The sequence below is a fragment of the Halocella sp. SP3-1 genome (assembly GCF_003953885.1).
Taxonomy (GTDB): domain Bacteria; phylum Bacillota; class Halanaerobiia; order Halanaerobiales; family DTU029; genus Iocasia; species Iocasia fonsfrigidae.
In genome coordinates this window covers 2280878-2300686 of record NZ_CP032760.1, presented here as the reverse complement: position 1 = coordinate 2300686, position 19809 = coordinate 2280878, and the positions used below count along the sequence as shown (strand labels likewise).

The following is a 19809-nucleotide window of genomic DNA, read 5'->3' as shown; positions in this document are numbered from 1 at the left end:
TGTCAATTATACACTATATAATGGAGACATATCCCTGATTTTCTGTATTATTCCCGGTAATACCTCAAGTAGATAAGTAACATCTTCTTCAGTATTATTAATTCCCAGGGTAAGTCTTAATGAGCCATGAGCAATTTCATGTGGATGTCCAATAGCCAGAAGAACATGTGATGGATCAAGAGAACCAGAAGTACAAGCTGAACCACTTGAAGCAGCAATACCCAACATATCAAGATTTAATAAAATAGACTCCCCTTCAATATATTTGAAACAGAAATGAACATTATTGGGTAAGCGTTTTTCACCTTCTGGACCATTTAAAATAACATCATCAATCTCCTTATTTATACCTGATATCAATCTATCTCTCAACTTCTTAATTCTTTTATTTTTATTATCCATATTTTCTAAGGCTAATTCAGCAGCCTTTCCTAAACCTACTATACCCGGTACATTCTCCGTACCACCTCTGCGTTTCCATTCCTGGGCACCACCTGACATTTGAGGTGTAAGTTTACTGCCTTTTCTAACATATAGGGCACCCACACCCTTAGGGCCATTAATTTTATGAGCCGATAATGATAATAAATCTACCTGTAAATCATTAACATCTATTGGAATTTGACCAACTGCCTGCACAGCATCAGTATGGAAACAAACATCTTTTTCCTGTGTAATTTTAGCAATTTCTTTAATAGGTTCTATAGTTCCTATTTCATTATTGGCCATCATTATTGTAACCAGTATGGTATCGTCTCTAATTGCCTCCTTCACATCAATAGGGTCAACAAACCCTTTTTTATCAACATCCAGATAAGTAACCTCAAAACCAAGATACTTTTCAAGGTATTGACAGGCATGTAATACAGCATGGTGTTCAATTTTTGATGTAATTATATGTTTCCCTTTAGACTTAAGAGCCATCGCAGTCCCTTTAATAGCCAGGTTATCGGCCTCTGTACCCCCTGAAGTAAAGATAATCTCCCTATCACTACTGGCACCAAGTAAACGTGCAACCCTTTCTCTCGCTTCACCTACAGCCATAGCAGCATCCTGAGCAGTTGTATAAACACTTGATGGATTACCATAAGAATTAGTAAAATATGGTTTCATGGCTTCAAATACTTCCTCTGCAACAGGTGTTGTTGCTGCATTATCTAAATATATCTTGTTCATTATTATCACCCCTTAGATATGGTATATAAAATTCCCTTGATTAGCTTGATAATCTCGCTTTAAGCTGGCTAAAGTAACTGAATCAAAAAACTCATCAATTTTCTCCTTAACCTGTATCCAGAGTTTCTGTGTAACACAATTACTATTATAATCACAATCATTATCATCTATTACACATTCAGCAGGGGCAATCGGACCTTCCAGTGCTGTTATAATATCCTTAACTGTAATTTCTTCAGCTGGATGGTTTAACAGATAACCCCCCTGTGCTCCTCTCACACTCTTAACAAGTCCTGATTTTCTCAAATTAGCAAACAACTGCTCTAAATACTGTTCAGATATTTTCTCCCTTTCAGCAATCTCTCTTAAAGGGATTGCCCCTATGTTCTCATGTACAGCTAAGTCAATCATCGCTCTCAAACCATATCTTCCCCTGGTAGAAATCTTCATAACTGTCACCCCTGTATGAATTCCTAGTAATCTTATCAACTTTCTAATACTATTTTAGCATAGTAGTTACAAACTGTCAATAATTTTTCCCAAATACTTAAAAAATACTCCTCTAAATCTTATAAATAAACCCTTTCAACAACTCTTATATCCACTTTATTACCAGTATGTTCGATCAATTTTTTTTCCAATGTTTGATAATTTACAGGTCTGATTAAAACATTTATATCTCCACCATCATTTTTATAATCAGTAGACAATATCTGACCACCTACTGCTTCAATCTGACCCAGGATAGTACCGATTAATTGATAGGTTCCTGAAATAATAAGTTTATCAAATAGTTCAAGCTTTTTAATGCCTGCTTCCTTAATAGCAAGTTTGGCACTATTACCATAGGCCCTTATCAAACCACCTATACCTAATTTAGTACCTCCAAAATACCGTGTTACCACTATCACGGTATTACTAAGACCTTCACCTTCAATAGCCTGTAATACAGGAGGCCCAGAGGATCCAGCTGGTTCACCATCATCATTAGAATATTTTATTGCCTGATCACCAGTACCCAGTTTATATGCTGAAACATTATGGCTAGCATCATGATATTTGTTCTTAATATTACCAACAAAGTCATTCGCATCTTCTTCATTATTTATAGGGGCTATACTAGCAAAAAACTTACTATCTTTTACTTTATTTATCACTTCAATCCTACTGGCTGCTGTATAAAAATATTCTTCCACCCCTATCACTCCTTTTGATAATACCAAAGAAAGATATTACTCATCTGTCCGCCCAACATTTCTTTTATACAGTTTTATCATTCTTTCTTTTATTGCAATCTCCTTACCTTCTGTTCCAGGTTGATAAAACTCTAAACCATCTAAACCATCAGGTAGATACTGTTGTTTAACATAATTGTCTGGATAATCATGAGGATATTTATATTTCTTACCATGTCCCAGGGTTTCTGCCCCTTGATAATGGACATCTCGCAGATGTAATGGAACAGAACCAGTAGGATTATTCTGCACATAATTCACTGCAGTATCTATAGCTGTTACTACTGAATTACTCTTAGGTGCTGTGGCTAGATAAAGAACTGCTTCAGCCAGGGGTATTCGTGCCTCTGGAAAACCAACATGTTCAACTGCCTGAGCAGCCGCCACTGCTATCTCTAATGCCGCAGGGTCAGCCAGCCCAATATCTTCTGCAGCATGAACAATCACGCGCCTGGCAATAAATCTAGGATCCTCACCGGCCACTATCATCTTAGCTAACCAAAATAATGCTGCATCAGGGTCTGAACCACGTATACTCTTAATAAAAGCTGAAATAGTGTCATAGTGATTATCACCATTTTTATCATAATTTAAAACTTTCTTTTGTAGTGATTCAGCAATTACCTCTTTATTTATTGTTATTAAACCATCTTCATCAGGAGGGGTTGTCAAGACAGCTAATTCCAGGGCGTTTAGGGCAGTCCTTGCATCACCAGCTGCTAAGTCAGCTATATATTCCAACTCTTTCTTTCCAATACCTATTTCATAGTCACCCAACCCCCGTTCTTTATCACTAAGGGCCCTTTTCAGGATAGAGATAATTTCTTTATCTTGCAGTGGTTTCAAACTAAATATCCTGGAACGTGATAATAATGGTGAATTAACCTCAAAATAAGGATTTTCTGTTGTAGCCCCTACCATTATTATCGTCCCTTTTTCTACAGCAGGTAATAAGGCATCCTGTTGAGATTTATTAAAACGGTGAATCTCATCTATAAATAAAATTGTTTTTTGATTATGTAATGACAAATTATTAGCTGCCCGTTTAATTACTTCACGCAATTGTTTCACACCAGATGTTACAGCATTTAAACGAATAAAATCTGCCTCAGTATGATTAGCTATCACATAAGCCAGGCTTGTCTTTCCAGTACCAGGAGGTCCATAAAAAATTAGTGATTGTAAACGGTCTGCCTTAATAGCCCGATTTAACAATTTCCCCTCACCTATAATCTCTTCCTGCCCATAAACCTCATCAAGTGTACGGGGACGCATGCGAAAAGCCAATGGTTTATCTGCCATCTCCTCAGATTGTTTTTGTTCAAAGAGATTAATAATCATCACCCCTGAAATCAATAATATTTTTTTCAGTGATAATCATTTCAACTGGTAAATCATGCTCCTCAAGTGTAAGTTCATTCAGCAGAAAACTATCAAATACAAATCCAATTGTCCGGGTCATTTCTGATAAACGGGATAGAAAACGGTCATAATAACCACCACCATAACCCAATCGATATCCTTTTTTAGTAAAAACCATTCCCGGAACTACAACTATATCTAAATCTTTGATAGATTGATTTTCTTTTTTCCTTGGTTCCATAACCCCATAAACCCCTTCAATCAAATCTTCTTTTATATCATTTATCCGACTTATTTGGAGCTCTTTTTCAGCCACTACTGTATAAGGGAGAAAAACCTTCTTATTTTGAACCAATAATTTATCTATGATATCATGGGTAATGACTTCATTTCTAAAGGAATAATAGAGCATAATCCTTTCAGCAGCTATTCTATCAACTATATCCAAAAATTTAGCAGCTATTTTATCACTGGCCTTTTTAACCTGTCCGGCTGTAAGTGAGCTGCGTTTAGCTAAATATTTTTCCCTTAATTTTTTCTTATCTATCATATTTATCACCACCTTAAAATAATTACAAATCTAATTATAATACTATTTTAAGCAAATTACTAGCTAATCTATAACAACTAGTTTTTTATAATATATTTATCTATAATTATACAAATTATAGTATCTTATGCCTATAAAAAAACTAACCTTAATGGTTAGTTTTTCGTATGTTCCACCATGCCGTGTGATCACTGTTTTTGATCCCTATCTTCCAGGTGGGTGCCCTCCTATCTGGTTTACATGTCCTGCAAAAAAGGCATATGCGCCGCAGATAGAGTCCAGGCTCCCTATGTGTAGGTGTTGGTCAAAAATTGTATAATCATCACGCACACAGTAGAACAACCACTCTTAATTTAAATATATACTATCATAAAAACCCTGTCATTGCAAGCATATTGGCCACTAGTAAAAACAGGAAAATGCTTAAAAGAATGAGTAATATTAAGAGTTTTTTGTACATATCTTTATAATAAGAAAGGGGGTAATCAAATGGTTGCCGAATCCCTGACAACAATTGCCTTGCTGGCTGTTATTGTTGAAGTGGTAACTAATGCAATTAAAGGTGCCATGCCTTTTATTAAAGGAGGAGAAAATAAAAATGGCAGCCGGATCGCAGCTGCCGTAGTAGGAATAATCCTATGTATCTCAACACACATAGGTATCTTACAAAAATTTGATATAGGAATTAGTCAACCAATAATAGATTACATAATTACTGGTATTATTATTTCAAGAGGTTCTAATGCAGTCCATGATATAATATCGGTTTTTGATAAACAAAAAACAAATATTATTTAGTCTACTTTAATTCCTAACTCCCTTAACTGCTTTTCAGAAACTCTTGAAGGAGCATTTGTTAAGAGAGAAGTCGCCTTCTGAGTTTTAGGAAAAGCTATCACATCCCGAATAGACTCTGTTTTACCAAGGATCATAATTAAACGGTCGAGTCCAAAAGCAATTCCACCGTGTGGAGGAGTCCCATATTCAAAGGCCTCCAGTAAAAAGCCGAATTTTTCTTCTGCTTCCTTATCACCAATATTTAAGACTTTAAATATTTTTTCCTGTAGTTCACGATTATTAATACGAATACTCCCACCACCTAATTCCTCACCATTTAAGACCAGGTCATAGGCTCTCGATCTCACTTTTTCTGGTTCCATCTCCAATAAAGCAATATCTTCGTCAAGTGGCGAGGTAAATGGATGATGCATTGCATCATAGCGATCCTCTTCCTCATTATATTCAAGTAATGGAAAATCCACAATCCAAACAAATTCATATGTATCCTGATCAATAAGACCTTCTTCTTTAGCAATTTCCAAGCGCAGATTCCCCAGTGAACTGGCCACTATAGAAGGATTATCAGCAACAAACAGGAGCAAATCACCTTCTTCAGCCTGCATTCTTTGTTTAATACCATCTATCTCAGCATCAGTGAGAAACTTGGTAATAGGTGATTTCAAGCTACCTTCTTTAAGTGCTATCCAGGCCAGACCCTTTGCTTGATATATTTTAACAAAATCAGTATAAGCATCTATTTTACTTCTGGGCGAAGATGCCCCGCCCTTAAAGTTAATACCCCTGACTTGCCCACCATTTACAACAGTACCACTAAAAACCTTAAATTGACTATCAATTACTAAATCAGATATATCCTTAATTTTCATGTCGAACCTCAGATCAGGTTTGTCTGAACCATAATTATCAATAGCCTCCTGATAGCTCATGACTGGTAATCTTGCTGGTAGTTCTATACCTTTAATTGCAAATAATCTCCTCATCAGGCCATCTACCATTTCAAAGATATCTTCTTCGTTAATAAATGACATCTCAATATCAATCTGGGTAAATTCAGGCTGTCTATTTGCCCTTAAATCTTCATCCCGAAAACACCTGGCTATCTGAAAGTATTTTTCCACCCCAGAAACCATTAATAACTGCTTATAGATCTGTGGTGACTGTGGCAGTGCATAAAAATTACCAGGATTAATCCTACTGGGCACCAGATATGTCCGGGCACCTTCAGGAGTACTCTTACCCAGTATAGGGGTTTCAACTTCCCAAAATTCATTTTCATCAAGATAATCCCTGGTAGCTTTCATTACCTGGTGCCTCAAGGCAATAATATCCTTCATTTTAGGTCTTCTCAGATCAAGATAACGGTACTTTAATTTAATATCCTCATTTATGTCTATATCATTATCAATTATAAAAGGAGGAGTTTTTGCTTTATCAAGAATTATTAATTCCCTGCCATTAAGCTCAATCTCACCTGTAGGGAGATCAGGATTAATATTACCCTCTGGTCTTTTTTCTACCTTTCCCTTAACAGCTACAACGTACTCTGAACGCAGTTGATCTGCCAGTTGAAATGATTCCTCATCTATATCAGGATTAAATACAACCTGTACAAAACCTGAACGGTCCCTCAAGTCAATAAAAATAACCCCACCATGATCTCTCCTTTTCTGAACCCAACCCATAACAGTAACAGTCTCCTCTGCATTTGTCAGAGATAATTTACCACAGTGATGGGTTCTCTTAAATCCCTTTTTTACTTCACCCATAACAAGCTTCCCCTTTCTAAACCATTGATTGCATTTTTTCTGTCAACTCTATCAGCTTTATTTCAAGCTCTTCACCAGATTTCATATTCCTTATTGTAGCAACTCCATTATCTAGCTCATTATCACCAATAATAATGGTATAGGTAGCATTCATACGATCAGCAGATTTCATCTGCCCCTTAACACTTCGTCCCAGGTAATCCATTTCAACCTTCAAACCGACTTCCCTTAGTTTATATATATATCCAAAAGCAGCCTCTTTGGCCTTTTCACCTATTGTAGTAATAAAGAGGTCAAGGCTTTCTTCAATAGGCAGTTTAATACCCTGTCTTTCAATAGTCAAAAGTAGTCTCTCCAGACCAATAGCAAACCCTATGCCAGGTATAGCCTTATCTCCAATCTCTTCAGCAAGCCCATTATAACGCCCACCACCAAAAATAGTATCCTGGGCGCCAAGTCCAGTATATTTAACCTCAAAGGCAGTATTAGTGTAATAATCAAGACCCCTTACCAGGGTTGGCTCTACTATATATTTAACCTCAATAGAATCAAGGTATTTTTTTACCATATTAAAATGCTGATTACATTCCTCACAAAGATAATCTGTAATTATAGGTGCTTCTTTAATAATCTCATTATCTATCTTACAGTCCAAGATACGAAAAGGATTACGTTGTAACCTGTGCTGACAGTCAGAACAGAGTTCATCCTCATATTTTAGTAAATATGCCTTCAGCTTATCTATATACTTTACACGGCATTCAGGGCAGCCAATACTATTTAGATATACCTCTAAGTTATTTAAACCAAGTTTTTTTAATATATTAAGTCCCAAGGCTATTACTTCAGCATCAAGTGCCGGATCATTGGAACCAAAGGCCTCTACCCCCAACTGATGAAACTGACGAAATCTACCTGCTTGCGGTCTTTCATAGCGGAACATAGGTCCAAGATAATAATACTTTGTTGGTTGTGCCTGGCCATATACCTTATTTTCCATAAAAGACCTGACAACAGAAGCAGTTCCTTCTGGTCGAAGAGTTATACCCCTGCCACCCTTATCTGTAAAGCTATACATCTCTTTTTCCACAATATCTGTCACTTCACCAATACCCCTTTGAAATAATTCTGTATATTCAAAAATAGGGGTCCTGATCTCATGATAATTATAGTTATGTAGTATTTTTTTTGTTAAGTCTTCAATATACTGCCATTGTAAAGAAACGGGGGGCAAAATATCATTTGTCCCCCGTGGTGCTTTAAGTTTCATCTAATCACCCTTATTATTCATTAGTTGTATCATTATCATCAGTTGATGATTCAATATTTTCTTCCTGTTCAGCTTTTAGTTTTTCCTGTATTTCCTTTATTATTGCTGCCTCTTCATCAGCTTTTTCATCTGCACCTAACTGGCTGTAAGCCATAAAAATCCTGTAATGGGCCATTATATCTTCACCAGCTAGTTTTGATGCTGCATCAATTTTAGCTAAGGCATCTTCAGTCTCTACTTCATCTCTCTCGGCAAGAAAATTACCATATAAAAGATTTAATTCCCAATCTTCAGGGAAGGCCTCAACAGCCTTTTTATATATCTCATCAGCCTTATCTATCATTGAATTAGCTTTATAAGCCTCAGCAAGATATACGTAGGTCATTGGTACAGGATAAGTCTCCAGAGCAAGTTCTAATTGTTCAACAGCCTTTTGGTAATTTCCCTGTGATAAATATTTATATCCACTTAATTGTGGATCATTTATCTGAATATTGCTTTCAGCCTTAACACTTTCAAGCCAGTTAGCAAAAGCCTTATTTTGTTTGCTCTTTAACAATTGTTCTTTTATTTCTTCTTTTTCTGCCTGATAATCTTCTCCCTCAGCCAGTTTCTTATCTAATACCTTAACAATATAATAGGCCTTATCATCAGTAATAATATCGCTGACAACACCCTTGTCCAAATTAAACAATTCATTACTAGTCTCTTCACTAAAATAACCATTATCACGGTTTATATTACCAAGTTTACCCTCACCTACAACCAGGTCAGAGTATTCATCAGCCACCCCAGCAAAATCTTTGCCTGCCTTAAGCTCAGCATAGGCTTCTTCTATTTTAGCTCTGGCTGCATCTTTATCTTCTCCAAACCTAACCATAATAACCTGGGGTTGAATTGTTTCATAAGCCTCAATTACCTCATCCTCAGTAACAGTAACATTACTATAACTTCTTTCCATAACCTGATTAATTAAATCATTCTTTTCCAAGCTATTCTTAATATAATCTTTAAAATCAGTCAGTTTTGTATTTTCTCCCAGCTCCGCAACTAAATCTTCTTCAGTCATTTCATTATTTTCTAAGAAGGTATCATAATAATCTTGTACATCTTCTTCAGTTATAGTTGACTGAATATCCATTTTGCCCGCTTCCTGTAAAAGTATCTCCGTTTCAATTATAGAATCCAGAACCCTTACTTTAAACGGTACTATCTGTGAACGTTCAAAATTTGCCCCTGCAGTTTGATTCTGCATAATATAATAATATTCTTCTTCAGAAATATTACTGCCATTTACTTGCGCAACATATTGAGATTGAGCCTTTGTTGTAGCTGGTTTATTAAGATACCTACCATACCCTAATAAAGCACCGGTAACAACCATAGCAACAACAATAACAATAATAATAATTTTACTATAATTCCGTAAGCTCTTTAACATCATTCCACTCCTTTCTAGAATTCTTTTTAATTTTATCTTATTAGACTATACTTGTCAATATATCAGCATGGTAAAATTAACCATAATAATTCATAAAATCCTCGAGAACCGTCTGTGGTCCATGACCAGGGTAAATAACAGTCTCTACCGGCAAATTATTCTTGATCTGTTCTATACTATTGTGTAAATCCTTAGTACTGGAACCAGGAAAATCTGTTCTCCCTACCCCCATGGCAAAGATAGTATCACCGCTAAAAAGGATACCTTCTTCTTTATGATATAAACAAATCCCTCCCGGAGTATGTCCAGGAGTATGGATTATCTTAAATCCATTAATCATATCACCATCCTTTAATAAATGATCAGCCGGAACTGTTTCTATATCAGAACCAAATGATGAAGAAAGATTTTTAGAGGGATCAACTAGCATTTCACTATCTAATTTGTGAATATATACCTCTGCCTGGAGGCTATCCCTTAGATAAGCTAAAGCAGCTATATGATCAAAATGGCCATGTGTTAAGATGATCTTTTTAATTGAAATATCCATATTATTTATTTCCTTAATTATCTTATCTCCTTCTCCACCAGGGTCAACCAATAAACCATCAGTATCAACTAATTTTATAAGGTAACAATTAGTTTTATTAAAACCTACCGGGATCCTCTTTACCTGCATAATATAACACCTCTTAATCTAAAATTGTTTATTACTATCAAGTAAAAGTGTTACTGGACCATCATTTACCAGGGCGACATCCATCATAGCCTGAAATTGTCCACTCTCTACTTTAAGTCCTGTCTCTTGAACCCTTAAAACAAAATATTCATATAGTTTTTTAGCCTGTTCAGGGCTGGCAGCAGTAAAAAAACTTGGTCTCCTTCCCTGCCGACAATCCCCATACAAAGTAAACTGGGAAACAACTAACAATTCTTTATTGGTATCTTTAGCAGACAGATTCATCTTCCCATCTACATCTTCAAATACCCTTAGATTTATTATCTTTTTTACTAAATAATCAACATCTTCTTTATTATCACCTTCACCAACCCCGAGAAAGACCAATAAACCGGTATTTATTTTCCCGATTATTGTATTATCAACACTAACCTTAGCTTCCTTAACTCGTTGTATAACAGCCCTCATCAAAACAACTCCTTAAGTTGGTTTGGCCCGTTCAACTGATAATATCCCTGAAATATCACCTAATTTAGAAATTATATCCCTCATGTGTTCTAAACTACTTAATTCCAGTACTAATTTTATATGTGCCCGGTTATATTTATCTGTACGGGCAATCACCGATAATAAATTAATCTGTTCTTCTTTTATCAGGGAAGTAATATCATTTAACAAAGCCTTTTTATTTACTGCTTCTATAGCAAGGTTAACCTCATAGGATTCAGAACGTTCCTCATCCCAACTAACATTAATTAATCTTTCCTGATCATGCTCAATTAAGTTCTGTAAATTTGGACAGTCACAACGGTGAATAGATACACCCCTACCCCGGGTTATATAACCAGTAATATCATCCCCGGGAACCGGATTACAACACTTTGAAATCCTGACAAGCAGATCATCTATCCCCTTTACCTTAACACCCTTATCGGCTGATTTTTTTACAACCCTTTTAGTTAATCCCTTCATATCTTCAAGCTTTATATTATTATCTTCCTGAACAGCCTTCAATCTACTAATAACCTGCTGGGTATTAATCTGATTATAACCAACAAGTTCAAGTAATTCGTCAACATTATTTTTACCCATTTTATCAGCAATACGGACTAGCTCTTCCTGTTTTTCCTGTTCTTTTAGTTCAATATGTCGTCTTTTTAATTCCTTCTCTAACAAATCCTTACCACGCTGAATAATCTGGTCTCTTTCCTGTTGTTTAAACCAGTGTTTTATCTTACTCCTAGCTTTTGAGGTCTTAACATATTTTAACCAGTCACGGCTGGGGCCATTACTAGTTTTGGAGGTCTGTATTTCTACAATATTACCATTCTTCAACCTGTATTCCAGTGGCTTAATCTTCCCATTAACCTTTGCACCAACACAACTGTGGCCTACCTCGGTATGAATATAATAAGCAAAATCAACCGGTGTAGCTCCCCGGGGCAAGGAAATAACATCTCCTTTAGGGGTAAAAACAAAAACCTCATCTTCAAACAGGTCTATCTTTAAAGCCTCCATAAATTCCTGTGGTTCCTGCAGATCTTTCTGCCACTCAAGTAACTGCCTCAACCAGGAAAGTTTCTCCTCAAAGGCCTCATCACCAGTTTTCCCTTCTTTATAACGCCAGTGGGCAGCGATACCATATTCAGCAGTTCGATGCATCTCCAGTGTCCTAATCTGTACTTCCAGGGGATCACCTTTAGGACCAATTACAGTTGTATGGAGGGATTGATACATATTTGATTTAGGCATTGCTATATAGTCTTTAAATCTACCTGGAATTGGTTTCCATATTTCATGAACCATACCCAGTACCTCATAACACTCCCTGACAGAATCTACAATAGCCCTGATTGCTGTTAAATCATATATCTCAGTAAAATCAACTTCCTTGCGTTTCATTTTTTGATAGATACTATACAGATGTTTAGGTCTACCATATATATTGGCTACTATGCCCTGGGATGCACATTTCTTACTCAGATAATCTATCGCATCTTTAATGTCTTTTTCCCTTTCGGCACGATTAGCAGCTACCTTTTTGGCTACCTCATAGTACATATCCTTATCCAGATAACGGAAAGAAAGGTCTTCCAGTTCCCATTTTATTTTGGACATACCAAGACGGTGGGCAAGTGGTGCATATATCTCTATTGTCTCAGTAGCCTTTTGAATCTGTTTATATTTCCTTAAATAAGCCAGGGTTCTCATATTATGAAGCCGGTCAGCTAATTTTATTAAAATCACCCTGATATCCTCAGCCATAGCAATAAACATTTTGCGTAGACTCTCAGCCTGATGTTCCTCTTTAGATTTAAATTTTATTCTGGTTAATTTGGTTACACCATCAACCAGCAGGGCAATTTCTCCTCCAAACTCCCTTTCAATCTCATCACTTGTAACCTCTGTATCCTCTACCACATCATGAAGAAGGGCACCGGCAACTGAAATAATATCAAGACCTAAATCAGCCAGTATTAAGGCAACACCCAGTGGATGTTCTATAAACGGCTCCCCAGATATTCGGTTCTGCCTCCTATGAGCTCTTTCTGCAAAATTATAGGCCTTTCTGATAAGTCCTATATCTGGATTGTCTATATATGATTCTATCTTTTCCAGCAATTCATCCAATTCCATTAAGACTCTCCTCTATTCCTGTAGTAAAGAAAATACATCATAATTACTTAATATATCCCTTCCTTTTAAAAAACATAGCTCAAGCAAAAATCCTATACCAATAACCTCTCCACCCAGTCTTTCTACTAAATCAACTGCAGCACTTACAGTACCACCTGTAGCCAGCAGATCATCTATGATCAGAACCTTATCACCCTCTGTTATAGCATCCTGATGCATCTCAACCTGGTTAGTTCCATATTCCAGTTCATAGCTAGCTACAACTGTCTCAGCAGGTAGTTTACCTGGTTTTCTGACAGGGATAAAACCCTTATTAAGAGCCAGGGCTATTGGTGCACCTATAATAAATCCCCTGGCTTCAATGCCTACTACATAATCTATATCACAATCCTTGTATTTTTCTGCCATGTGATTAATAGCTTCTTTAAAAGCAGCAGGATCCTTGAGCATAGTAGTAATATCTTTGAAAATTATACCTTCTTTAGGAAAATCAGGTATATCCCTGATTGTCTCCTTAAGATTCATTGCTATTCCCCCCAATATATTCTTTTAAATAATATACTAAATTAAAAACATTATCATTAAATGCTAGCTTGGAAAACAACCTGAACTTTTCTATAATATCAACATTATTATTATAACTTATCGAATCAGATAAGTCCAATTTTTCCCCAGAAATCGGTAATAGAGTAAGCTTTCCATTCTTTTTCTTCAATAACCCTATTTCAGATAAGATAGTAATCCCTTTACCCAATAATATTTTATTAGTTGATATACTTTCATTTTGTACAATAGCCTTATTAAGGTCTTCAATATAAATTTCCTGGCAAGCAAATGCCCTTAAATACAAATACAGTTTTCTCAGGTATTTATCAACAGGCAGTCTATTTTTAATAATTTTATTATTTATGTCATATTCCCGCTGACCATAAAGCAGATGTATTACTCTTTTCTTAAAAATAAAATTTTTAATTATATCAGCCATCTCCCCCATAGAAAATGGCAGGGAAATAAATACAAGATCGCTTATTCTGATATTTTCAAGGTTTTTAAGATTATTAAAAAACAAAATACTGCCAGAATCATGCCTCTTAAAGTTATCTACTTCTTTTTTGCTGCCAGCTGAAAATACCTTTACCTCTGCAAGCCTTTTTATATATTTTCTACAAAGTTGTGAATTATTTAAAAAAACAGCGACCTTTCTCTGCTCAGACAGGAGGTTATTGAGGTAATCAAAGACTTCAAGACAGTTTCTCTTATCTATTATCTCCCAGTTGCCTGATTCAAAACTAACTGGATAATGGCTTGCTTTCTCCCTGATACTAAACCCCTCGAGATTTACTTGTATTTTTTCCTTATCCTGCCATCTATTTATATCAATCTGACAGGCTAAATCTACTTTTTTACCCTTTAAATCGGTCAAAATACTGCCAAAGCCAAAGCCAATCCCTTCTACCCCATTACTAAGAGTAAACTTGAGGTGCTGCTTATTTTTGCCAACCTGATACAGTTTGTCTAATTCAACCCTGTTAAGAAGAAACCTGGGCCTCGGATTAGCTACACCATAGGGCTCAAGTATTTTTAGTTTATTATATAATTCTTTATTGATTTCATCCCCAGTTAGTAAAGCATCTACATTTAATTCTGGAATAAGGTCTTCATCATCTAAAATACTATCCAGATAAGCATTAAATTCCATTCTAAATTTAACTATATCATCCTGTTTAATAGTAATACCAGCAGCCATAGCATGCCCTCCATATTCCTCAAGATAATCAGAGGAATTACTTAAGGCCTGATAAATATTTAAACCCTTTATACTACGGCATGAACCCCGACCAATCCCCTCATCACAGGCGACTAAAATAGTTGGTCTGTAGTAACGTTCCACCAGTTTTGAGGCAACTATTCCAATAACACCATGATGCCAGTCGGTAGAATAAAGAACAATTGCCTTTTCTTTATTGAGATCTATTTCCTCCTCTACCATATTGACAGCTTCCTTGAGTATATCTCCCTCTATTTTTTGGCGTTCACTATTTAATTGAACAAGTCTGTCAGCTATTTCTTCTGCCTCATTAATATCATCTGTAATCAAAAGTTTTATACCCAACTCTGGATCCTCTACCCTGCCAGCAGCATTTAATGGAGGGGCAATAATGTAGGCTATCTGACCAGGTGTTAAGCTCCTACCTTTCAAACCAACTCTATCTATTAAAGCCCTCAGACCAATATTTTTGCTATCTTCCATCAATAAAAGACCTTTTTTGACTATTATCCTGTTCTCTTCCAGCAAGGGCACAATATCAGCTACTGTTCCCAGACTTACAATATCCATTAAATTTTTTAGAGTTTCATTAATTCTTTGACCAGAAGATAAAAACTCAAGACTCTGGCATAATTTGAAAGCCACCCCAACACCGGCCAGTGATTTAAAAGGATAGGGGTCATCTTGCTGATAGGGATCTACTACACTAACCGCCTCCGGAAGCTCTTCACCTGGCTGGTGATGATCAGTGACAATAACATCTAAACCGTTATCCATCCCATAAGCCACCTCTTTAACAGCTGTAATACCACAATCAACAGTTATTAACAAATCATAATTATCTTCTACAAAGGATTTTACAGCCGGGAGGTTAAGACCATAACCTTCTTTGTGCCGGTTAGGCAAATAATAATCGACAACTGTATTAAATCTCTTTTTAAAATAGAGATTTAATAAGGCAGTAGATGTAATCCCATCAACATCATAATCACCAAAAACAACAATTCTTTCCTTATTATTAATGGCTTTTAGTATTCTCTGGGCAGCCTTCTTAATACCTTTCATTACTAATGGATCAAACAAATCATCAAGTCCATTATAAAGAAATCTTTGAACCGCATCTTCATTATTTATACCTCGTTTGGCCAGTATCTGAGCCAATAATGGATCTAACTTAAGTTCTTGATTATATTCATCACTCAAATATAACCTCATTGCCTTTTGCATAATTTATCACCACAATTATTTATTCAACATAAAACTGCTATTTCCTGTTGTTTTAAGAACAAAATAAAACCCCCTCTTTCATGCAGAGGGGAGTAAAATTACAATTTATTTTAAAGTTAATACTATATACTTGTATCTTTTTTACTAACAAAACCCCTACTATAGGTAAAGGCCATATATAAGACTACAGAAGTTACGGCATTAATTACTGCCGCTGGAAGTACTACTGTATAAAATAGTATAGAAAATGGCCCTGGTAATCCTGTTATCAAGGCAGCTGCTCCAAGGAAAACTGCTCCACTGATTACAGTACCTACTACTGTAACAATACCGACTCCTATTCGATTATCCAAGCTATCAGCAAGTAATCTTATAATAGCAGATACTGCAACAAAAGTAACTAACTTATCAATTATATTAGCATATTGTCCACCCGGGAAAGTTGTTGTAAGTGCAGTAAAAATACCTGTCGCTAATGCTACTAGAAACCCCAGTTTTAAATCCCTTTTTACTATTAAAACAATAAACATCATAGCCAGTGAAAAATCAGGTTTCATTCCCATAACAATAGCCGGAAAAAAGGCATGAAGAATAAAACCAATGCTTACCAGTAAAGCCGCCTCAGCTAAATCTCTAATTTCAAAACCCTTAGTACTCATCTCAACTCATCTCTCCTTTATTATGGTATTAATAAAATTTTATCTTACTTATATAACTTTGTCAAGTTAGCAATCAATTTTCTTTCCCATTATTCTCCCTTTTCATCAACAATACTACCCTTATCATTAACTTGATTATCTCTCTCTTGTTTTTTTTGTTTCAATATTAAACTATCCTTTAGCTGTTTGTTTTCAAGAGATAACTGCTCTTTCTCTTTTGAGAGATGGCGGATTTCTTTTTTTAATCTTAATTGATTTAATGAAGAAAATAAACCCATAATTATTACACCCAGGGCAATAGCACCCAGTACAATAATAGCAAGAGAAACCTCGTAGTGCCAGGTAAGTATTGAAATAGAAACAGAGCCAGCGTTTTGGATTGAAAAAGCCGCCACTACTAATGCAAATAATAATATTAAGATTATTTTTTTTTGCATTAAAATCCCTCCAATAATTCCCGAATTACACTTAAAAATGTGTTCATTTCTTCACTTGACCCAACAGAAATCCTCAAGTAATTATCAATTTTATTCTGCTTAAAATATCTAAGTAAAACACCCTTCTCTTTCAGGACATAAAACAGGTCTTCAGCATTATAATCTGGGTGGCTGACAAACAGAAAATTACTACTGGAAGGCAGCACTTTAAAACCATAGTCCTCTAATTTCTCTGCAGTATTATTCCTTGTCCTTATAATCCTCTTAATAGTCTCTTTGTAATAATCCTCATCCTCTAATGCTGCCTGTGCACCAGACAGAGCTAGCCTGTCTATTGTATAAGAATTAATTGAATTCTTTATCCGTTCTAACCCTTCTATCAAGGAGGGCTGTCCCAGGGCATAACCTACTCTCAAACCAGCTAAAGAACGTGATTTAGAAAAGGTCCTAACTACTAAGAGGTTATCATAGTTTTTAATCAAAGCTACTGCTGAAGGTTCGCCAGCAAAATCTATATAAGCCTCATCAACTATCATCAAACTATCCCTGTTTCCTAGAAGTATTTCTTCAATATTGTCAAGGGTCAGATAAATCCCTGTAGGGGCATTGGGATTCGCAAATATTATACCATCATTTTTCTGAAAAAAATCACTTCGATGAAATGTAAAATCATCTTTCACTGATATAAGGTTATAATTAATATTAAATAATGAACTATAGACTGGATAAAAACTATATGTTATTTCTGGAAATAATATTGTACTATCAGGATCAAAAAAAGCCATAAAGGAAAAAGCTAAAACCTCATCTGAACCATTCCCAATAAAAACCTTTTCTATATTAAGAGACTCTTTTGAGGCAATAAGCTCTTTTAAAGCAGTACAATCTGGATCTGGATATAAACTCAGTTTGCTGACATTAGAAACTATTGCCTCTTTTACTGCTGGTGATGGTGGGTAGGGATTTTCATTAGTATTTAGCTTAATATACTTCTTATCAAGAGGCTGTTCACCAGGGACGTAGGGCTCTACTCTTCTTGTTTTTTCACTCCAGAATCTAGTCAAAATAATACCTCCTTAATACTTACATTAAAAACGACCGGATTTAAAAATTGAAATAACCAGGAATAAACCCATAATACCTGCTACACTATAACCAAGGAACCCCAGTAGGGGGATACCGAATAAAACAGGTTTCATATCTGTCTGAATTATCATAGATGAGCCAATTATCAAAGCAGAAATAATCATACTTATTGACAGCCGGTTTGACACAATATCAAGTTGATTACTAAGACCTTCGAGATTCTTGTGTTTAAAATTAATTGTTAAATCATCACTAATTACCTTATTGATAATTTTACTTACTCTTCCAGGAATGTCTTTAGTAGCATGACGGTAGTCCCATAATTTATTAAGAAGTCTACTAAAAAGTTTTTTGGGTTGAAATCTATTAATTAATAATTCAATAAGAAAATCATTGGCCACTTCAATTATATTAAAATTAGGATCTAATTTATAAGCAACACCCTGGCTTACTGCAATCGCCCTGAATAAGAGAAAAAATTCCTCTGGCATTCGAATCTTTAGGTTGTATAATAACCTTTCCAGGTCATCTATAATCCCAAGAAAGTCTATTTCTGCCAGTCCTGCACCATAATACCTATTAAACCAGTCCTGAATTTCAAGTTTAAATTTCCTTATATTTAGATTAGGATCAAGGTCACCAATATCTATCAAGATATCAACTACTATATCAATATCCTTTTTAAGTACTGCCACAAACAATATTCCCATCCTATCCCGGTCTTCAGCTATCAATTGACCCATCAAACCAAAATCTATATAGGCCAGTTTATTTCTATCAACTATAAAAATATTACCCGGGTGTGGATCTGCATGAAAAAATCCATCGAGCAATATCTGCTGCATTAAAGCTTTAGCACCTATCTCAGCTATAAATGCAGCATCTATATCAGGGTTAAGTAGTTCATCAATTTCACTTAATTTAATACCCTTAATTTCTTCAAGGACAAGGAGTTTTTTACCGGAAAGTTCTTCATAAACGGTAGGTATTATTACAAACTCATTTTGCCCAAAATTAGCTGCAAATTTATTCATATTAGAAAGTTCCCGTTTAAAATCAAGTTCTTTTTGCAAACTCTCCTTAAACTCGTTTATTAATCTATCTGTCTTGAAGAAAGGTGGAAAAAGCCCTTTTTCTGTAGCGAGGCCAGCTAGATTGGCCAGAATTTGGAGATCTGTTTTGATTGATTTTTCAATACCTGGTCTCTGTATCTTTAAAATCACATCACTGCCGTCTTTTAATTTTGCCCGGTGGGTCTGGGCAATTGATGCTGTAGCCTGAGGTTTTTTATTTATTTTAAGAAATTTTTCCTGATAATGATCACCCAGTTCTTCGATCAAAACCCTTTCCATATCTGAAAAAGAAAGGTGTTCTGCCTTATCCTGCAGTTTTCTTAATTCCTTAATATAAACAGGCGGTAAAATATCAGCCCTGGTACTTAAAAGCTGTCCGAATTTAATATAAGTAGGACCCAGTTCCTGTAATACCTGTCTTACCCTGGCAGCAAAACTCTTTTTATTTAGGCTGTTTTCATCCCTATTCAATCTTTCTTTAAAAGGAAGGTATTTATCTAATTCTAACCAGTCTACTAATATCCCCAATCCATTCTTCAATAAAATCTGGGTAATCTTTCGATATCTCTGGAAATGTTGATATTGTTTAGGTAAGTTAAAAACCATAAAATGTCTACTCCTCTTTTAGAACATCCAGATTTA

18 protein-coding genes and 1 other RNA gene are annotated in these 19809 nt (G+C 35.5%); 1 reads left to right on the top strand and 18 read right to left on the bottom strand.

Annotated elements, in window-relative coordinates:
• Nucleotides 1-6: 6 nt before the first annotated feature.
• The 6 genes from nifS to ssrS form a co-directional block, all read right to left on the bottom strand.
• Complete coding sequence (gene nifS, locus D7D81_RS10900; protein ID WP_205739182.1) at nucleotides 7-1176, bottom strand: cysteine desulfurase NifS; 1170 nt, start codon at nucleotides 1174-1176, stop codon at nucleotides 7-9.
• 12 nt (nucleotides 1177-1188) lie between these two features.
• Nucleotides 1189-1626, bottom strand: coding sequence for an RrF2 family transcriptional regulator (locus tag D7D81_RS10895; RefSeq protein ID WP_125989929.1), 438 nt, complete (start codon nucleotides 1624-1626; stop codon nucleotides 1189-1191).
• Between the two features lie 119 nt (nucleotides 1627-1745).
• Nucleotides 1746-2372: an IMPACT family protein gene (locus tag D7D81_RS10890; protein WP_125989927.1), complete on the bottom strand. Its 627-nt coding sequence runs from the start codon at nucleotides 2370-2372 to the stop codon at nucleotides 1746-1748.
• Between the two features lie 36 nt (nucleotides 2373-2408).
• A complete protein-coding gene (locus D7D81_RS10885; protein ID WP_502700026.1) occupies nucleotides 2409-3746 on the bottom strand; it encodes a replication-associated recombination protein A in 1338 nt (445 codons plus the stop codon).
• Nucleotides 3742-4323 carry a 5-formyltetrahydrofolate cyclo-ligase gene (locus D7D81_RS10880; RefSeq protein ID WP_125989923.1) on the bottom strand — a complete coding sequence of 194 codons (582 nt, stop codon included), beginning with the start codon at nucleotides 4321-4323 and terminating at the stop codon, nucleotides 3742-3744. Before D7D81_RS10880 ends, D7D81_RS10885 begins: the two co-directional genes overlap by 5 nt.
• Before the next feature lie 165 nt (nucleotides 4324-4488).
• Nucleotides 4489-4666: non-coding RNA, 6S RNA (gene ssrS / locus D7D81_RS10875), on the bottom strand.
• 146 nt (nucleotides 4667-4812) lie between these two features.
• On the opposite strand from ssrS, the gene D7D81_RS10865 reads away from it, so the two are divergent.
• Nucleotides 4813-5121 carry a hypothetical protein gene (locus D7D81_RS10865; RefSeq protein WP_125989921.1) on the top strand — a complete coding sequence of 103 codons (309 nt, stop codon included), beginning with the start codon at nucleotides 4813-4815 and terminating at the stop codon, nucleotides 5119-5121.
• On the opposite strand, the gene aspS is transcribed toward D7D81_RS10865, so the two are convergent.
• The 12 genes from aspS to D7D81_RS10805 form a co-directional block, all read right to left on the bottom strand.
• Entirely contained in the window at nucleotides 5118-6890 is a 1773-nt protein-coding gene (aspS, locus tag D7D81_RS10860; protein WP_125989919.1) for an aspartate--tRNA ligase, read from the bottom strand. The genes D7D81_RS10865 and aspS overlap by 4 nt on opposite strands.
• Nucleotides 6891-6906: 16 nt before the next feature.
• Nucleotides 6907-8160 carry a histidine--tRNA ligase gene (hisS, locus tag D7D81_RS10855; protein ID WP_125989917.1) on the bottom strand — a complete coding sequence of 418 codons (1254 nt, stop codon included), beginning with the start codon at nucleotides 8158-8160 and terminating at the stop codon, nucleotides 6907-6909.
• A 13-nt stretch (nucleotides 8161-8173) separates the two neighbouring features.
• Complete coding sequence (locus D7D81_RS10850; RefSeq protein ID WP_125989915.1) at nucleotides 8174-9604, bottom strand: SurA N-terminal domain-containing protein; 1431 nt, start codon at nucleotides 9602-9604, stop codon at nucleotides 8174-8176.
• A 73-nt stretch (nucleotides 9605-9677) separates the two neighbouring features.
• Nucleotides 9678-10280: an MBL fold metallo-hydrolase gene (locus D7D81_RS10845; RefSeq protein WP_125989913.1), complete on the bottom strand. Its 603-nt coding sequence runs from the start codon at nucleotides 10278-10280 to the stop codon at nucleotides 9678-9680.
• A gap of 18 nt (nucleotides 10281-10298) precedes the next feature.
• On the bottom strand, nucleotides 10299-10748 hold the full coding sequence (dtd, locus tag D7D81_RS10840) for a D-aminoacyl-tRNA deacylase (protein ID WP_125989911.1): 450 nt from the start codon (nucleotides 10746-10748) through the stop codon (nucleotides 10299-10301).
• Between the two features lie 12 nt (nucleotides 10749-10760).
• The gene (locus D7D81_RS10835; protein ID WP_125989909.1) at nucleotides 10761-12917 is read right to left on the bottom strand and encodes a RelA/SpoT family protein; all 2157 of its coding nucleotides are present in this window, start codon (nucleotides 12915-12917) and stop codon (nucleotides 10761-10763) included.
• A 12-nt stretch (nucleotides 12918-12929) separates the two neighbouring features.
• Nucleotides 12930-13442 carry an adenine phosphoribosyltransferase gene (locus D7D81_RS10830; protein ID WP_125989907.1) on the bottom strand — a complete coding sequence of 171 codons (513 nt, stop codon included), beginning with the start codon at nucleotides 13440-13442 and terminating at the stop codon, nucleotides 12930-12932.
• Complete coding sequence (gene recJ, locus D7D81_RS10825; protein ID WP_125989905.1) at nucleotides 13432-15912, bottom strand: single-stranded-DNA-specific exonuclease RecJ; 2481 nt, start codon at nucleotides 15910-15912, stop codon at nucleotides 13432-13434. The genes D7D81_RS10830 and recJ overlap by 11 nt, the downstream gene beginning before the upstream one ends.
• Before the next feature lie 122 nt (nucleotides 15913-16034).
• Complete coding sequence (locus tag D7D81_RS10820; protein ID WP_125989903.1) at nucleotides 16035-16571, bottom strand: tryptophan transporter; 537 nt, start codon at nucleotides 16569-16571, stop codon at nucleotides 16035-16037.
• Between the two features lie 89 nt (nucleotides 16572-16660).
• Nucleotides 16661-17008: a LapA family protein gene (locus tag D7D81_RS10815; RefSeq protein WP_125989901.1), complete on the bottom strand. Its 348-nt coding sequence runs from the start codon at nucleotides 17006-17008 to the stop codon at nucleotides 16661-16663.
• On the bottom strand, nucleotides 17008-18072 hold the full coding sequence (gene hisC, locus D7D81_RS10810) for a histidinol-phosphate transaminase (protein ID WP_125989899.1): 1065 nt from the start codon (nucleotides 18070-18072) through the stop codon (nucleotides 17008-17010). The genes D7D81_RS10815 and hisC overlap by 1 nt, the downstream gene beginning before the upstream one ends.
• A gap of 24 nt (nucleotides 18073-18096) precedes the next feature.
• Complete coding sequence (locus tag D7D81_RS10805; protein WP_125989897.1) at nucleotides 18097-19773, bottom strand: ABC1 kinase family protein; 1677 nt, start codon at nucleotides 19771-19773, stop codon at nucleotides 18097-18099.
• Between the last annotated feature and the right edge of the window lie 36 nt (nucleotides 19774-19809).

Excerpts from the sequence above, each read along its gene's own strand:
- nifS (WP_205739182.1), bottom strand. The coding sequence starts at position 1,176 with ATGAACAAGATATATTTAGATAATGCAGCAACAACACCTGTTGCAGAG.
- D7D81_RS10895 (WP_125989929.1), bottom strand. The coding sequence starts at position 1,626 with ATGAAGATTTCTACCAGGGGAAGATATGGTTTGAGAGCGATGATTGAC.
- D7D81_RS10880 (WP_125989923.1), bottom strand. The coding sequence starts at position 4,323 with ATGATAGATAAGAAAAAATTAAGGGAAAAATATTTAGCTAAACGCAGC.
- D7D81_RS10865 (WP_125989921.1), top strand. The coding sequence starts at position 4,813 with ATGGTTGCCGAATCCCTGACAACAATTGCCTTGCTGGCTGTTATTGTT.
- aspS (WP_125989919.1), bottom strand. The coding sequence starts at position 6,890 with ATGGGTGAAGTAAAAAAGGGATTTAAGAGAACCCATCACTGTGGTAAA.
- hisS (WP_125989917.1), bottom strand. The coding sequence starts at position 8,160 with ATGAAACTTAAAGCACCACGGGGGACAAATGATATTTTGCCCCCCGTT.
- D7D81_RS10850 (WP_125989915.1), bottom strand. The coding sequence starts at position 9,604 with ATGATGTTAAAGAGCTTACGGAATTATAGTAAAATTATTATTATTGTT.
- D7D81_RS10845 (WP_125989913.1), bottom strand. The coding sequence starts at position 10,280 with ATGCAGGTAAAGAGGATCCCGGTAGGTTTTAATAAAACTAATTGTTAC.
- dtd (WP_125989911.1), bottom strand. The coding sequence starts at position 10,748 with ATGAGGGCTGTTATACAACGAGTTAAGGAAGCTAAGGTTAGTGTTGAT.
- D7D81_RS10835 (WP_125989909.1), bottom strand. The coding sequence starts at position 12,917 with ATGGAATTGGATGAATTGCTGGAAAAGATAGAATCATATATAGACAAT.
- D7D81_RS10830 (WP_125989907.1), bottom strand. The coding sequence starts at position 13,442 with ATGAATCTTAAGGAGACAATCAGGGATATACCTGATTTTCCTAAAGAA.
- recJ (WP_125989905.1), bottom strand. The coding sequence starts at position 15,912 with ATGCAAAAGGCAATGAGGTTATATTTGAGTGATGAATATAATCAAGAA.
- D7D81_RS10820 (WP_125989903.1), bottom strand. The coding sequence starts at position 16,571 with ATGAGTACTAAGGGTTTTGAAATTAGAGATTTAGCTGAGGCGGCTTTA.
- D7D81_RS10815 (WP_125989901.1), bottom strand. The coding sequence starts at position 17,008 with ATGCAAAAAAAAATAATCTTAATATTATTATTTGCATTAGTAGTGGCG.
- D7D81_RS10805 (WP_125989897.1), bottom strand. The coding sequence starts at position 19,773 with ATGGTTTTTAACTTACCTAAACAATATCAACATTTCCAGAGATATCGA.